The sequence below is a fragment of the Polaribacter reichenbachii genome, from assembly GCF_001975665.1.
Taxonomy (GTDB): Bacteria; Bacteroidota; Bacteroidia; order Flavobacteriales; family Flavobacteriaceae; genus Polaribacter; species Polaribacter reichenbachii.
This window is the reverse complement of the sequence record NZ_CP019419.1, coordinates 2069157-2085626: the sequence shown is the minus strand read 5'-3', so window position 1 is coordinate 2085626 and position 16470 is coordinate 2069157. Positions and strand designations below refer to the sequence as shown.

Here is a 16470-nt window from a genome sequence, read left to right as displayed (position 1 = left end):
TTTCACTCATTCTCATTTTTCTTTGCAAACAATCTAATCTACTTTTACAAAAGATAAAATGGATGTATTATCCGTTTTTAACAAAAAACTTATATAAATTTAATATATTTAGATATTATGAAAACTTTAAAACAAATACTAGTACTATTCGCAGTTAGTGTCTTTTTTTGGGCTTGTGGATCATCACCTATAAATAAAACTCCAGTTCAAAAAGAAGAACCTGTTGTTATTGCAAATGATAGTTTAGAATATGAAATAACAATTATTGATATTGGTTTTAACAACTTTTTAAATTCAATTGCAAAACCAGAAGGTTTTTATTCTCAACAATATTTAGAGGCAAGAAATAGAGCTTGGGTAGTAACCTGGAATCAAAGAGCCAGAACTCCAAATCAGTTTAACGCAAGTATTTATGAAAACATTATCGATTACCAACCAACAGTAGATTATGGTTATGAGGTAAATTATAAATTATTCAATTACTTTTTATTTGCACAACGAAAATATAAAATGAATTTAGGTGGCGGATTTAGAACGAATAGAATTAACTAGATTTTTTCGAAACGTAAAAAACTATAATCAAATTTATTTTTTTCGTCTGCTTTAAAATCTTCTTTTTTTACTTGTTTCCACACTTTGGTATCTATTTCCGGAAAAAAAGCGTCAGCTTCAAACTCTTCGTGAACCAAAGTAAGATCTAAAGCATCTACTAAGTTATTTTCTAAAGCATATGTATATACCTGGGCACCACCAATTATAAAAATCTGATCGTCTTCTTTTACCAACTCTAAAGCTTCTTCTAAACTATTAGCAATTAAACAATCATTTTTTACATAGTTTTTATTTCTAGTAATAATTACAGTGGTTCTGTTTGGTAAAGGTTTACCAATAGATTCAAAAGTATTTCTACCCATTAAAATAGAATGACCTGTAGTTATTTTTTTAAATCTTTTTAAATCTGCAGGCAAATGCCAGATTAAATCATTGTCTTTTCCTAATGCATTATTTTTTGCAATTGCAGCTATAATTGTAATCATATAATCCTCATCATTTTACACAAAAATAACAGAAATGTTTCTTTAAATTGATGTTTTCGGTTAATTTTAAACTACTTTTTACTTACACGAATACGTTTTAGTTTTAAAATACCTGAAAATCAAGTATAAAGAACATACATCAATTTTATAAGAACTACAAATAAGCAATACCTTTATTTACAATTTTAAATAAATTATATGCTGATATTATTAAACTGATAATTCTTTAATCTTATTGTTAAATTGTGTTTGTTGTAAAGAAGTTCTTCTATATTTTTACAGTATAATTTAACCTAATTATTATGGCAATTAAAAAACAATTTTTAAAAAGTAAACCAGTTTGTAAAGTAACTTTTACTGTACCAGCTGAAGAAGCTAAAAGTGTTGCAGTTGTAGGAAGTTTTAATGAATGGAATGTAGAGGCAATGCCGCTTAAAAAATTAAAAAATGGATCGTTTAAAGGAACTGTTGATTTAGAATCTGGTAATTCTTACGAATTTAAATATCTAGTTGACGGTGAATATGTAAACGAAGAAGCTGCTGATAGTTTTGCTTGGAGCGATTTTGCTGGAGCAGATAACAGTGTTTTAAGTTTATAATTAACTTATTATGATAAAATAAAAAAAGAGCTTTCAATTTTAAATTTTGAAAGCTCTTTTTTGTTTCTTTTAAACTGCAACTGCACCCTTTATGTGTGGATGCGGATTATAATCTAACAGCTCAAAATCATCGAAAGTAAAGTCTTCGATATTTTTGATAGATGGATTCATTTTCATTTTTGGTAATGGCCTAATATCTCTAGACAATTGTAATTTCAATTGTTCTTGATGATTGTTATAAATATGAGCATCACCAAAAGTATGAATAAATTCGCCTGCTTCATAACCACAAACTTGAGCAATCATCATTGTAAATAAAGCGTAAGACGCAATATTAAAAGGAACTCCTAAAAATATATCTGCACTTCTTTGATATAACTGACAAGATAATTTACCCTCAGAAACGTAAAATTGAAAAAATGCGTGACAAGGAGGTAAAGCTGCTTTACCATTAGCTACATTTTCTGAAAATGAAACTGAAGTATCTGGTAATACAGAAGGATTCCAAGCAGAAACCAACATTCTTCTCGAATTTGGGTTTTTCTTTAAAGTCTCAATAACTTCTTTTAATTGATCTACTTCATCACTATTCCAATTACGCCATTGATGACCGTAAACTGGCCCTAAATCTCCTTTTTCATCTGCCCATTCATTCCAGATTCTAACACCATTTTCTTGTAGATATTTAATATTTGTATCGCCTTTTATAAACCAAAGTAATTCGTAAACAATACTTTTTAAATGAAGTTTTTTTGTTGTTACCATAGGGAAACCTTCACTTAAATCAAAACGCATTTGATACCCAAAAACACTTTTTGTACCTGTTCCTGTTCTATCTCCTTTTTCATTTCCGTTTTCTAAAACGTGTTTTACTAAATCGTGATATTGTTTCATAAAAATGCGCGTGCGTTTAATTGATTATTCTTGTAAGCTTTTTAGAAAAAACTGTTTGTAAAAATAGAAAAAGATTAAGGTTTTATTCGTAGTTTTTTATAGATGATATTTTAAAGTTATCAACTATTTTATAACACAAAAACTTTTATTTATAGTGTCAATTATCCAATAATCATCCCAGCAATAGTTGCAGACATTAGTGATGCAATTGTACCCCCAATTAATGCTTTTATTCCAAATTCTGATAATGTTTTACGCTGACCAGGAGCTAAAGACCCAATACCACCAATTTGAATACCTATTGATGCAAAGTTTGCAAAACCACAAAGCATATAAGTGGCCATAATTATAGATTTATTAAATGTTAGATGTGTTGCACTTGCAACGTCTTTTAATTCTGCTAATTGTATATAACCTACAAACTCACTTGCAGCTAATTTAATACCTAATAATTGCCCCATTAAAGCCATATCTTCTGATGCTACACCAATTAACCACATTAATGGTGCAAAAATATAACCTAAAATAAACTCTAAAGAAAACTTATCATATCCTGTATTTGCTGCTATAATTTCATTTAAAGTTGTTACTTCTCCTGCCCAACCTAAAATTCCGTTAATCATTGCAATTACAGCTACAAAAACCAATAACATTGCTCCAACATTTACAGCCAATCGTAAACCTTCTGTAGTTCCGTTTGCTATTGCATCTAAAATATTAGATCCTATTTTTTCTTGAGATACAGTTACGTCTGTATTTACTTCTTCTGTTTGTGGATATAATATTTTAGAAATTACAATTGCACCAGGAGCTGCCATAACAGAAGCAGCTAATAAATGTTTTGCAAAAACTAGTTCTAAAGCTTTATCTCCACCACCTAAAAAACCAATATAAGCTGCTAAAACAGCACCTGCAACTGTAGCCATTCCTCCTATCATTACCAAAAGCATTTCTGACTTATTCATTTTTTCTAAATAAGCCTTTATTAAAAGTGGCGCTTCTGTTTGACCTAAAAAGATATTACCAGCAACAGACAAACTTTCCATACCAGAAATACCTAAAAATTTAGACAAACCAATTGCTAATATTTTTACTACTTTCTGAATGATTCCTAAATAAAACAATAAAGAAGTTAATGCCGAAAAGAAAATGATAGTTGGTAAAACCTGAAAAGCAAATATGTAACCAAATGTATTTGTATCTGCAACAATACCAGCAAATAAAAACTCACTACCTGCTTTTGTATATTCTAAAATTTCAATAAAAATACTACCAATAAATTCGAATATTTTCTGAATAAAGCTAACTTTTAATACTCCAATTGCGATTAATAACTGTAAAGCTAAACCAATACCTACTTTTTTCCAATCGATGGCTTTTTTATTACTGCTAAATAAAAAAGCTATCAGAATAAGTACAAACATACCAAGAATTCCTCTCCATAAACTTGTAATTGAAAAACCTTGACTAGGTATTATTTCTGTAGTTGTTACTAAAGTTTCAGCATCTTGAGCAAAGATTGAAGCTGAGAAAAAACAAAGTAAAACAATGAGTGTTTTTTTCATAATGAAGATATTTTTTTAAGAACGTTTACTAATTTCGTCTCTTATTTTTGCTGCCAATTCATAATTTTCATTATCAACTGCATTGTTTAATTGGTTATTTAATTCACTTAAAGATAAGGCTGAGAAATCGCTCTTATCATCAGAAGATTCTAACTCAAAATCTATCGGAATTTCTTGTGACTCTTGTTTGTTTTCAATAGCCATTTCTTCTTCAACTTTTAAATAAATACCTGCTTTATCTAAAATATTTTCATAAGTATAAATAGGTGCATTAAAACGAACAGCAATTGCAATTGCATCCGAAGTTCTAGTGTCAATAACCTCTTCTTTACCTTCTCTTTCGCAAATTAAGCTAGAAAAGAAGACTCCATCTACCAATTTATGAATAATAACTTCTTTTACTGTAATTGCAAAAGTGTCTGAAAAAGTTTTAAATAAATCGTGTGTTAATGGTCTTGGAGGTCTAATTTCTGTTTCTAAAGCAATTGCAATAGATTGCGCCTCAAAAGCACCAATAATAATAGGTAAAGTTCTTGTTCCTTGCATTTCACTCAAAACTAATGCATATGCACCACTTTGTGTTTGACTGTAAGAAATTCCTTTGATGGTTAGTAGTATTAAACTCATATATCTTCTACAAATCTAAAAAGTAGCATCCATAAAAACAGATATTATTTACCACTTATTTAGAGGGCACAATTTAATAAAAATAATAGATTACTCCTTTAATTTTAATAGTTTTTACTAAAAAGAAAAAACCTATTAGCTATGAAACTAATAGGTTTTCATTAAAAAACTATGTTTGAATATTTGAATTAAGCTTGCTTAAAAGCTTTGAGCTTCTCTATTAATTTAGGAACTACCTCAAAAGCATCACCAACAATACCATAATCTGCAGCCTTAAAGAAAGGTGCTTCTGGATCTGTGTTTATAACAACTTTTACTTTTGATGCATTAATTCCTGCTAAATGCTGGATTGCTCCAGAAATACCTATTGCAATATATAAATTCGATGCAACTGGTTTACCTGTTTGCCCCACGTGTTCTCCATGAGGTCTCCAACCTAAATCTGAAACTGGTTTAGAACAAGCAGTTGCAGCACCTAAAACGTCTGCTAACTCCTCTACCATTCCCCAGTTTTCTGGTCCTTTTAAACCTCTACCTGCAGAAACAACTATATCTGCATCTGCAATAGTTACTTTACCTGTAACTCTTTCTACTTTTATTGATGTTACTCCAGAATCTGCAATTGTTGCTTCGAAAGTTTCTGTAGAACCATCCACAGGACTTTCAAAAACTCCATAAGAATTTTTAGCAACTCCTATTACTTTTTTTTCTGTTGATATTACTGTATTACTAAATCCTTTGTTAGAAAAAGCTTTTCTTTTTACGGTAAAAGGGCTTGTAGCACTTGGTAAAGCCACAACATTAGATGCGTAACCTGCATCTAAACCTACAGCTAAAATTGGTGCTGCATACAAAGTATCTATACTTGAGTCTAAAATAACTACTGATGAGCCTTGTGCTTCTGCAACTTGTTTAATTACTGATGCATAAACTTTTGCATTAAAAGTTGCCAAACTGTCGTTAGATACAGCAATTACTTTTTCTGCACCATAAGTATATAATTCTTCGTTATTATTAGCATTTATGGTTAGAGCAACTAAATTACTTCCCAATTGTTCAGCAACTTTTTTTCCGTAAGAAACTACTTCGAAAGCACTTTTCTTAAATTTTCCTTCTGCTGAATCTGCAAAAACTAAAACTGACATATTTATTTAAATTTTAGATTTTTAGACAGTAGATTTTTAATCAAACTTAAAAACTACGCTAAAAGATTTTTATTAATTTATTGAACTCTGAAAACAAATTCAGAACGATATAATTTACAATTATATCACCTTTGCTTCATTATGCAATAAGCTAATTAACTCATCTACATTATCTGCATCTACTAATTTTACAGCTCCTTTTGGTGCTGGTTTTTCAAACGATTCTATAGAAGTCGCACTTTCTGTAGCAACAGGCTCAACAACATTTAAAGGTTTTTTACGCGCCATCATAATTCCACGCATATTTGGTATACGTAAATCTTTTTCTTCTACAATACCTTTTTGACCTCCAATTACTAAAGGTAAAGCTGTACTTAAAGTTTCATTACCACCATCAATTTCTCTTGTTGCAGTAACCGAAGTTCCATCTATTTCCATACCTACACAACCATTAACAAAGTTAAAATCTACTAAAGCAGCTAACATTCCAGGAACCATACCTCCATTATAGTCAATAGATTCTCTACCTGCTAAAACTAAATCGTAACCACCATTTTTAACTACTTCTGCAAGTTGTTTTGCAACAGATAAACCATCTGTAGCATCCATATTTACTCGAATTGCATCATCTGCTCCAATAGCCAAAGCTTTACGTAAAGTTGGTTCTGTAGATGCATTACCCACATTAACAACAGTTACATTTGCTCCTTGCTTTTCTTTAAACCACATTGCTCTTGTTAAACTAAACTCATCATAAGGATTGATTACAAACTGTACTCCATTTGTATCAAACTTTGTATCATTTTCAGTAAAATTAATTTTTGAAGTTGTATCTGGAACGTGACTAATACATACCAATATTTTCATAAATTCTATTTTTAGTTTAAAATTATCTGTTACAAAACTACGTCTTTTTTTTAAAAAATACTATGCACGCATAATAAATTTTTTGAAATAAAAGTAAATCCCTTAAAAATTGAGACTTATTTTAAATGATTTTATCAATATAAATCTTTATTCATAAACAAACTGAAACTTACTGTAACTCACTTTTGTTTTTGGACCTGAAACCTGAGTATAAGCCCCTGCTTTAAAATAGAAATTACCATCCATTTCTTTCCATAAATCACTTACATTATAAGTTTTTGATTCTTTTTTATCTTGAGTAAGATTGTTTACAAAAACGGTAATTTTATCATCAGAATCATTGATTTCTATTTTACATTCTACCTCATCTTTTTCTTTAAATGATGTAAAAAAATCATTCTCTACATTCCCTTCATTTTTAATATAACTATCTGTAACAATTACTTTAATTGCATTTCCGCCAGCAATTTCTACTCTTAATAAAGGTCTTTTTACTCCTTTAGTATCGTTATGAATTTGACCAATTGTAACTCCTTTTCTTGAGTTTGTATCTGGTACATTTTCAAATTTTGCAATAAAATGCATTGCACTGTAATCATTTAAACTAAGATTTTTATCTTGTCTTATTTCTGTTCTATCATTTTTTTGTCCGGTAGAAATTAAAAACATTAAGCCGTTACAAGTATAGAAATAATTGGCATCACAGATTTCTTCAGCTTTTTTTAAATCTAATTTAGTTTTACCATTATCTGTATAATAATGTAATTTAGAATCTATTAAAGCACTTTTAAACTCATCAACAGAACCAGGTAAAACAGTACAAACTTTACAATTATCTTCTGATAATTCTTGTGAATGGATTATAAGGTTAGAAAAAACTAAAAGTACAAATAGCGATAAAAAGCGATTATTAATCATAGGTAAAAATGTATTTATATTATTCTTAATTCTTTGTAAAGATAAACTTTGTAGAGTTATATAAACATCAAAACACATACCAAAAACCAAGAATATAAGGAATTATAAAAGAGTTAAAAATCAAAATTATTTAAAATATTAATTTATATATGAAGTAAGCATAAAACATCTTAAAATATAAAGATTTATATAACTAACAAGTGTTTTCGTTACATCATTTTTTCTTACTTTTGTTTTTCAAAATAAACTACTAATTAAAACAAATGAAAACAGTTCAATTTAGAGAAGCTATTTGCGAAGCAATGAGCGAAGAAATGCGAAGAGACGAAAGCATTTATTTAATGGGTGAGGAAGTAGCAGAATACAATGGTGCTTACAAAGCTAGTAAAGGAATGTTAGATGAGTTTGGTGAAAAAAGAGTAATTGATACTCCAATTGCTGAACTTGGTTTTGCAGGTATAGCAATCGGTTCCGCTATGAATGGTAACAGACCAATTGTTGAGTATATGACTTTTAACTTCTCTTTAGTTGGAATTGATCAAATTATAAACAACGCCGCTAAAATTAGACAAATGTCTGGTGGGCAGTTCAATTGTCCAATTGTTTTTAGAGGACCAACGGCTTCTGCTGGTCAATTAGGTGCAACTCACTCGCAAGCTTTTGAAAATTGGTTTGCTAATACACCTGGTTTAAAAGTTATTGTGCCATCTAATCCTTATGATGCAAAAGGTTTATTAAAAGCCGCTATTAGAGATGATGATCCAGTAATTTTTATGGAATCTGAACAAATGTATGGTGATAAAATGGAAATCCCAGAAGGAGAATACATTATACCAATTGGTGTTGCAGATATTAAAAGAGAAGGTACAGACGTAACTATTGTTTCTTTTGGAAAAATTATTAAAGAAGCTTACAAAGCTGCAGATGAATTAGCTAAAGAAAATATTTCTGTAGAAATTATTGATTTAAGAACTGTAAGACCAATGGATCATGCAGCGATTTTAACATCAGTAAAAAAGACAAATAGATTAGTTGTTTTAGAAGAAGCTTGGCCATTTGCTAGTGTTGCTTCAGAAATAACATATAGAATTCAAGATCAAGCATTCGATTATTTAGATGCTCCTATTAAAAGAATAACTACTGCAGATACACCTGCACCTTATTCTCCAGTTTTATTAGAAAAATGGATACCAAATTCTAATGATGTAGTTAAAGCAGTTAAAGAAGTGTTATACCTATAGCAACTGAATTTAAACAAATATTTAAAAGGTCTTTTGAGAAATCAAAAAGGCCTTTTTTTATGGTAAAAAATAATTTGTTTTTTAACTTTTTATAAAGAAAAAACTGTTTCTTTATTTGTTCTTTTGAACATTTAAAAGTACATGAAATTTAAATTAACTTTAGTATTTACTTTACTCATAACCACCTCATTATTAGCACAAACTAAAATTAAAGGTATTGTTGTAGATACAAATAACGAACCTCTACCTTATTGTAATATACAATTTAAAGGCTCTACTGAGGGTACAACTAGCAATGATAATGGTGCGTTTTACTTAGAATCTGATAAAACTTGGCCAGAAATAAGCGTTTCTTTTATTGGTTATAAAACCTTAAACTATAAATTAGTTCAAAATATTCAGTTTAATTTAAGGCTTACGTTAGAAGAAGAACAAGAATCTTTAAACGAAATAACCATAATAACTGGCAAACAACCCAAAAAAAATAATCCTGCAATTGATATTCTTAGAAAAATTTGGGCTCAAAAGCGTAAAAATGGATTAAAGCATTTTAACCAATATGAGTTTAAAAAATATCAGAAAGTAGAATTTGACTTAAATACCATAGATGATAAATTAAAAGACAAAAAAATCTTTAGAAATCTAGAATTTATTTTTGAAGATGTAGATACCTCTAACATTACAGGTAAATCTTATCTGCCTATTTTTTTAAACGAATCTTTATCTAATGTTTATGGAGACAATACTTTAAACAAAGAAAAAAATGTTTTGGTTGCTAATCAAAATTCTGGTTTTAGCAATAATCAAGAACTTATTGCTTATATCGATGATTTATATGCAGACTATAATATCTATGATAATTATATTAAAATTTTTGATAAAAGTTTTGTGAGTCCTTTATCTAAAACAGGAATAAGCAACTATAATTATTACTTAGCTGATAGCGCTTTTATAGGTAAAAAATGGAGTTACAACCTAGTTTATTATCCAAGAAGAAAAAATGAACTCACCTTTAAAGGAGACTTTTGGGTAAGTGATACCACATTTGCCATAAAGAAAATTAATTTGCAAGTTGTAAAAAATGCAAATATAAACTGGGTAAAAGATGTTTATATAGAACAAGAATATAAATTGTTAAACGATTCTATTTTTGTACTAAAAAAAGATTATTTTTTGTCTGATTTTTCGCTTTCTAAAAAAGAAAAATCAAGAGGAGTTTATGGTAAAAAAACAACTATTTACAAAGATTATGTTTTTAATAAGCCTATTAAAGACAAAGATTTTTACGATAAAAAAGTTTACAACTCAAATAGCGATTCTTTATACGACAAACCAAGAAAATTTTGGGACGAAAACAGGTTCGAAGAATTAAGCAAAAATGAACAAGGTATTTATAAACTAATAGACACTTTAAAAACAGTCAAAAAATTTAAAACCATAAATAAAGTAGGACAATCTATCTACTCTAGATACTTTTTAATTGAAGCTTTAAATTTTGATTATGGTCCTATTTTTTCAACATTTGGTTATAATGATGTAGAAGGTATACGTGTAAGAGCAGGTGGTAGAACTTACAAAACAGCAAACGATTTATTTAGAGTAGAAGGTTATGGAGCTTATGGTTTTAAGGACCAAAAATTAAAATATGGTGTACAAGCAAAATGGCTATTAAACAAAAAAAATAGATTTACAATTTCGGCTGGTAAAAGAGATGATGTAGAACAAATAGGCGCTTCACTTACAGCTTCTACAGATGTTTTAGGGCAAAGTGATGGCTCTTCTTCTTTAGTAGGTACAGGTACTAATGACAAATTAACCAAGTTAAACTTAACCAGTTTTACATTGGGTTTAGAACCAAAACCAAACTTCGAATTAAAATTATCTGCAAATTATAAAACACTAAGATCGGCATCTAATACATTTAGTTTAGATTATAATGATGTGAATTCACCAACAGGAATATCATCAGAAACAAATCAATTTGAAACTATTTTTTCTGTCGGATTTTATCCTGGAAGAAAAATGTCTGGATTTGGTGTTCACAGAGAAGTAGCCAACCCATATTATACTCAATTTTACACACAAATAACCAAAGGATATAATAACACATTTAACAGCGATTTTGATTACACTAAGGTTCAATTTTCATTTTTTAGACTTTGGGAAATTGGTGGTTTTGGTAGATTAAAAACTTCTTTAGAAACAGGTAAAACTTATGGAGCAGTTCCTTTATCTCTTTTAAGTGTAGCGCCAGGAAATCAAACTTACTTTATTTACGATAATACTTTTAACCTTTTAGATTTTTACGAATTTGTAACTGATACTTATGCTTCTTTTCATTTAGAACATAATTTTAACGGCCGATTATTTTCTAGAATTCCGTTTCTTAAAAAAACCAATTTAAGAACCATTGTAGGTTTTAAAACATTTTGGGGAAGTTTATCAGATCAAAACAAGGCACTTAACACCACTGGTAGCGCTATAGAAATTCCGTTAATAGCACCAAACTCAGAACCTTATTATGAATATAGTGTTGGGGTGTCTAATATTTTTAAGCTATTACGTGTAGACTTTAATTTTAGAGGTAATTATTTAGAAAAACCAGAAGTTAGAAACTTTGGTATTACAGCAGGTATTCGTTTTAAATTTTAAATTACTTGTTAAGATTAAAATTACGAATACTATAACCATTGCGTAAATTCTATTCTAAATCGATTGAAAAAACCTCTTTATTCATTATGTTTGTAATCAGTTAAATTTAAAAATACATAATGAGCAAAGAACAAAAGCAACCAGTTACATTCGATGTACTAATAGAAATCCCTAAAGGAAGTAGAAATAAATACGAATACGATTTTACATTACACAAAATTCGTTTCGATAGAATGTTATTTTCTTCAATGATGTATCCTGGAGATTACGGATTTATTCCAGAAACTTTAGCCTTAGATTCAGATCCATTAGACGTTTTAGTATTAGGTCATCAACCAACTTACCCAATGGTTGTTATGGAAGTAAGACCAATTGGTGTTTTTTATATGACTGATGAAAAAGGACCAGATGAAAAAGTAATTTGTGTACCTGTTTCTGACCCTATTTGGAGTAAAAAAACAGATATTGCAGATATTAACCCACACAGATTAAAGGAAATTGAACATTTTTTTCAAGTTTATAAAGATTTAGAAAAGAAAAAAGTAGATACTGGTGGTTGGGGAAATGCAGAAGCTGCTGTAAATATTTATCATGAATGTGTAAAACGTTATGATGAAAGCGAACACAAGAAAAAAAGAACTTTTACCATTTAATAATGGCTAAAATAATTCAAAAAACATCTTAATTTTTAAGGTGTTTTTTTTTGCTCTAATTTTAAAAAATAGTTTTACATAGATATAACCTATACCTCGATTTGATTACCATATTAAAATTCGATAACGTTCCTAAAAAAGCTGACTTAAGTCATAGTTTTATCAATATAATAATTTAAGTATATTTTTAATAAATAATCTTTAAATAAAATGCTCTTTTTTTATCAATTTAATTTTATTACTTTTACCCTCGTTTAAAAATAATTTATTAATATCAACTAACTAATATGGAAACAATAGTTAAATTTTTACCGCTTTTTGGTGTTCTAGCCTTGGCGTTTGTGTTCATTAAAAGCGCTTGGGTTTCTAAGCAAGATGAAGGTGAAGCCCGAATGAAAAGAATAGCCAAAAATATTGCAGAAGGTGCAATGTCTTTTTTAAAAGCTGAATATAAAGTTTTGGCAATTTTTGTGGTAGCTGTGGCTATCTTATTATACTTTAAAGGTTCTGCAGAAGAAGGTTCTAGTGGTATTGTTGCAGTATCATTTATAATTGGTGCAATTTGTTCTGCCTTGGCAGGATTTATAGGTATGAAAGTTGCAACAAAAGCAAATGTTAGAACTACACAAGCAGCAAGAACTTCTTTAGGAAAAGCTTTAGAGGTAGCTTTTGCAGGTGGAGCTGTAATGGGCTTAGGAGTTGTTGGTTTAGGTGTTTTAGGATTGAGTGGCTTATTTATGATCTATCAAAACATTTGGTCTGGTGCAGAAAACTTAACACTTGTTTTAAATGTACTTTCTGGTTTTTCTTTAGGCGCATCATCAATTGCTCTATTTGCAAGAGTTGGTGGTGGTATTTACACAAAAGCAGCAGATGTTGGTGCAGATTTAGTGGGTAAAGTAGAAGCTGGTATCCCAGAAGATCATCCTCTAAACCCTGCAACAATTGCAGATAATGTTGGTGATAATGTTGGTGATGTTGCTGGTATGGGTGCAGATTTATTTGAATCTTATGTAGGTTCTATTATCGGTACTATGGTTTTGGGTGCTTTTATTATTACTCCTGATTTAAATGGAATGGGAGCAGTTTATTTACCTTTAGTTTTAGCTGCAACAGGAATTATAATGTCTATTTTGGGAACCTTTTTTGTAAGAGTTAAAGATGGTGGAAATCCGCAAACTGCTTTAAATATTGGTGAGTTTGGTTCTGCTGGTTTAATGGTAGTAGCTTCATATTTTATAATTAATACGTTAATTCCTGAAGCTGTAGAAGGGTTACCTTTTGGAGCTATGGGTGTATTTTGGGCAACTATTGCTGGTTTAGTAGCTGGTTTAGCTGTTGGTAAAGTAACTGAATATTATACTGCTACAGGTAAAAAACCTGTACTTTCTATTGTAGAGCAATCTAAAACAGGGGCTGCTACAAATATAATTGCTGGTTTAGGTGTAGGTATGATGTCTACAGCTATTCCTATTCTTTTAATTGCAGCCGCAATTATTGTATCTCATCATTTTGCAGGTTTATATGGTATTGCAATTGCTGCTGTAGGTATGCTTGCAAATACAGGAATTCAATTAGCTGTAGATGCTTATGGGCCTATTTGTGATAATGCTGGTGGTATTGCAGAAATGGCAGAATTACCTAGTGAAGTTAGAGAACGTACTGATAAATTAGATGCTGTTGGAAACACAACTGCTGCTGTTGGAAAAGGTTTTGCCATTGCTTCTGCTGCATTAACAGCTTTAGCTTTATTTGCTGCCTTTATGAAAACTGCTAATGTTATTGCTATTGATGTTTCTCAGCCTAAAATTATGGCAGGTTTATTAGTTGGTGGTATGTTACCATTTGTGTTTTCTGCCTTATCTATGAATGCTGTTGGTAGGGCTGCAATGGCTATGATCGAAGAAGTTCGTCGTCAATTTAGAGATATACCTGAGTTAAAAGCGGCTTTAGAAGTGATGAGAGCAGTAGATTCTGATATGACAAAAGCAACTGCAGCACAAAGAGCAATCTTTGATGCAGCTGATGGTGTTGCAGAATATGATAAATGTGTTGATATTTCAACTAAAGCATCTATTAAAGAAATGGTTTTACCAGGTCTATTGGCGATTGCTGTTCCTGTTGCTGTTGGTTTTATTGGTGGTGCTGAAATGCTAGGAGGTTTATTGGCTGGTGTAACAACTTGTGGAGTTTTAATGGCAATCTTTCAATCGAATGCAGGTGGTGCTTGGGATAATGCAAAGAAAACAATTGAAGAGCAAGGTAGAAAAGGAACAGATGCTCACAAAGCTGCAGTTGTAGGTGATACAGTTGGAGATCCTTTTAAAGATACTTCTGGACCTTCTTTAAATATTCTTTTAAAGTTAATGTCTGTAGTAGCTTTAGTAATTGCTCCTAGTATTGCTATGAGTAGTGCTGATGTATCTGATTATAACACTAAAAAAGAAGTAAAAGTAGAAATTAGTCAAACTTCTGGAGATTTAGCAATGGCAACAATTACTACAACTAAAACTGTAAATGGTGAAATAACTCAAGACATTCAAAAATTTGAAGGTACTGTTGAAGAAATTGAGCAAAAAGCTAAAGAAGCTGGAGAAATAGTTTCTGTAAATGTTACTAAAAATAAAAACGAAGTAAAAGAACAAGTTGAAGTTATTGTTGAAAAGAAAGAATAACATCAAACTAAAAAACATTTAAAATAGTAATGTGTTTTTAAATCGAAAGCACTCAATAAATGAATTAATTCATAAATTGGGTGCTTTTTTTATTGTTTGGCTATATTTGGATAGCTGATTATTTTATATAAATAACCTATTAAATTTATTTTACTGTTCTACCTCTAAGTAATGATATTACAAACAGTACTAAGAATATAAAGAATAAAATTTTTGCAATTCCTGCTGAAGCTCCTGCAATTCCTCCAAAACCTAAAACTCCTGCAATTAAAGCGATTACTACAAATGTGATTGTCCAACGTAACATAATATATATTTTTTTTAGTGAGCACTTATTTCATTTACAGATGCCAAATGCTTTACATCTTAAAAGTTTTATATAACTTTCTCTTACACTTCAAAGGTATCTATATTGCTTAGTTGTTCTTTGTGCATGCCGTTTAGATTTTAACTCATCTCAAATAAATTATTTTTTATTTAACTGTATACAGCAAATTTTAAACTACATTTACTAAAATTAACAAACGCTATACTTTAGCAATTATTTATATCATAACCAAATTATGTTACATATTGAAATTATTGCTGATAGTCCTAAGGACTTTTTAGAGCAACTACAAGAAGCTATTGGAGGTGAAGTTACAGAACGTTGGAGCGAATTTATACTAAGAATAAACAATGAAAATGCTATTGGTAGCATAAGATTTATTCCTTTTGATTGGGGTGTAAACTTAATAGATTTTGATATAAAATTTCATAAAGAGATTTTTATGCACACAAAATCTCATGACGATTTTAATCCTATTCGTTTTATATATCCTTCTTTAGGGAGTATAAAACATAAGTTTGGTATACATAACAATGTTAAAGAAGTAGGTCAATTTCAATCTTTAATTTATACAAATAAAGATGGTGGTTATAATGATATTATTTTTCCAAAAAACCAACAATTAAAAATTAATGTAATTCAGATAGTTCGTAAACATTTCTTAAAAAAGAGAACTACAAACGTTTCTACTTTAAATCAAAAATTATATGAAGTTTTTGTAGATACAGATCATGATAACAGATTTTCGAGCTATGGTACTTTAGATCTTAAAATGGCAGAATTAATAAAAAAACTGCACAATATTAAGGCAAAAGGAATGCTTAGAATTTTAAAAATTGAAGCAAAAATTTATGAAATTCTATCCATGCACATCCAACAACACAATAGACTTTTAGCTGGTGAATCTATACCTGAATCTATTAGTAAAAGTGATTTAAAACTGGTGCGTAAAATTGGAAATGATATTTTAAAAAATCCTTCCAAACCATATACATTAAATCAGCTTTCTTTTAAATCTGGTTTAACTCAAGCAAAATTACAAGAAGGGTTTAAATTTTTATACAATAGAACTGTTACAGAATATATAAGACACGTTCGTTTAGAATCTGCGAGAGATATGCTAAAAAATAGCGATTTAAATATTTCTCAAATTGTGTATAGTATTGGTTTTAGTAGTAGAAGTTATTTTTCTAAAATATTTAAAGAAAAATACAACATTACACCAAATCAATTTAAAAAGAAATTAAAAGTAGTTTTACTATAAAAGCC

15 protein-coding genes are annotated in these 16470 nt (G+C 29.6%); 7 read left to right on the top strand and 8 right to left on the bottom strand.

What is annotated here, in order from left to right:
• Positions 1-117 precede the first annotated feature (117 nt).
• Positions 118-552 (top strand): DUF6146 family protein, encoded by a 435-nt coding sequence (locus BW723_RS08680; protein ID WP_068355922.1) that lies wholly within the window; start codon positions 118-120, stop codon positions 550-552.
• Here BW723_RS08680 and BW723_RS08675 read toward each other — a convergent pair.
• Positions 549-1037 carry a dihydrofolate reductase gene (locus tag BW723_RS08675; protein ID WP_068355925.1) on the bottom strand — a complete coding sequence of 163 codons (489 nt, stop codon included), beginning with the start codon at positions 1035-1037 and terminating at the stop codon, positions 549-551. The genes BW723_RS08680 and BW723_RS08675 overlap by 4 nt on opposite strands.
• Before the next feature lie 302 nt (positions 1038-1339).
• Here BW723_RS08675 and BW723_RS08670 point away from each other — a divergent pair, with 302 nt between their 5' ends.
• Positions 1340-1636, top strand: a complete 297-nt coding sequence (locus BW723_RS08670; protein ID WP_068355927.1) for an isoamylase early set domain-containing protein — start codon at positions 1340-1342, stop codon at positions 1634-1636.
• 69 nt (positions 1637-1705) lie between these two features.
• Here BW723_RS08670 and BW723_RS08665 read toward each other — a convergent pair whose 3' ends face one another.
• The 6 genes from BW723_RS08665 to BW723_RS08640 all read right to left on the bottom strand — a co-directional run bounded on the left by BW723_RS08665 (position 1706) and on the right by BW723_RS08640 (position 7652).
• A complete protein-coding gene (locus tag BW723_RS08665) occupies positions 1706-2530 on the bottom strand; it encodes a thymidylate synthase (protein ID WP_068355933.1) in 825 nt (274 codons plus the stop codon).
• Between the two features lie 161 nt (positions 2531-2691).
• Complete coding sequence (locus BW723_RS08660; protein WP_068355935.1) at positions 2692-4095, bottom strand: NupC/NupG family nucleoside CNT transporter; 1404 nt, start codon at positions 4093-4095, stop codon at positions 2692-2694.
• Positions 4096-4110: 15 nt separating this feature from the next.
• On the bottom strand, positions 4111-4722 hold the full coding sequence (locus tag BW723_RS08655; RefSeq protein WP_068355937.1) for a bifunctional nuclease family protein: 612 nt from the start codon (positions 4720-4722) through the stop codon (positions 4111-4113).
• A 188-nt stretch (positions 4723-4910) separates the two neighbouring features.
• Positions 4911-5867, bottom strand: a complete 957-nt coding sequence (locus tag BW723_RS08650; protein ID WP_068355939.1) for an electron transfer flavoprotein subunit alpha/FixB family protein — start codon at positions 5865-5867, stop codon at positions 4911-4913.
• Positions 5868-5987: 120 nt separating this feature from the next.
• Complete coding sequence (locus BW723_RS08645; protein WP_068355944.1) at positions 5988-6734, bottom strand: electron transfer flavoprotein subunit beta/FixA family protein; 747 nt, start codon at positions 6732-6734, stop codon at positions 5988-5990.
• Between the two features lie 147 nt (positions 6735-6881).
• Positions 6882-7652 (bottom strand): polysaccharide lyase family 7 protein, encoded by a 771-nt coding sequence (locus BW723_RS08640; RefSeq protein ID WP_162274032.1) that lies wholly within the window; start codon positions 7650-7652, stop codon positions 6882-6884.
• 263 nt (positions 7653-7915) lie between these two features.
• Between BW723_RS08640 and BW723_RS08635 the strand changes: the two genes are divergently transcribed.
• The 4 genes from BW723_RS08635 (at position 7916) to BW723_RS08620 (ending at position 14873) form a co-directional block, all read left to right on the top strand.
• Positions 7916-8893 carry a pyruvate dehydrogenase complex E1 component subunit beta gene (locus BW723_RS08635; RefSeq protein ID WP_068355949.1) on the top strand — a complete coding sequence of 326 codons (978 nt, stop codon included), beginning with the start codon at positions 7916-7918 and terminating at the stop codon, positions 8891-8893.
• Positions 8894-9034: 141 nt separating this feature from the next.
• On the top strand, positions 9035-11545 hold the full coding sequence (locus BW723_RS08630; protein ID WP_068355955.1) for a DUF5686 family protein: 2511 nt from the start codon (positions 9035-9037) through the stop codon (positions 11543-11545).
• A 119-nt stretch (positions 11546-11664) separates the two neighbouring features.
• On the top strand, positions 11665-12198 hold the full coding sequence (locus BW723_RS08625; RefSeq protein ID WP_068355957.1) for an inorganic diphosphatase: 534 nt from the start codon (positions 11665-11667) through the stop codon (positions 12196-12198).
• A gap of 287 nt (positions 12199-12485) precedes the next feature.
• Positions 12486-14873 (top strand): sodium-translocating pyrophosphatase, encoded by a 2388-nt coding sequence (locus BW723_RS08620; RefSeq protein ID WP_068355959.1) that lies wholly within the window; start codon positions 12486-12488, stop codon positions 14871-14873.
• Between the two features lie 145 nt (positions 14874-15018).
• On the opposite strand, the gene BW723_RS08615 is transcribed toward BW723_RS08620, so the two are convergent.
• Positions 15019-15180, bottom strand: a complete 162-nt coding sequence (locus BW723_RS08615) for a DUF1328 domain-containing protein (RefSeq protein ID WP_068355961.1) — start codon at positions 15178-15180, stop codon at positions 15019-15021.
• A 256-nt stretch (positions 15181-15436) separates the two neighbouring features.
• Here BW723_RS08615 and BW723_RS08610 point away from each other — a divergent pair, with 256 nt between their 5' ends.
• Positions 15437-16465, top strand: coding sequence for a helix-turn-helix domain-containing protein (locus BW723_RS08610; protein ID WP_068355966.1), 1029 nt, complete (start codon positions 15437-15439; stop codon positions 16463-16465).
• Positions 16466-16470 lie beyond the last annotated feature (5 nt).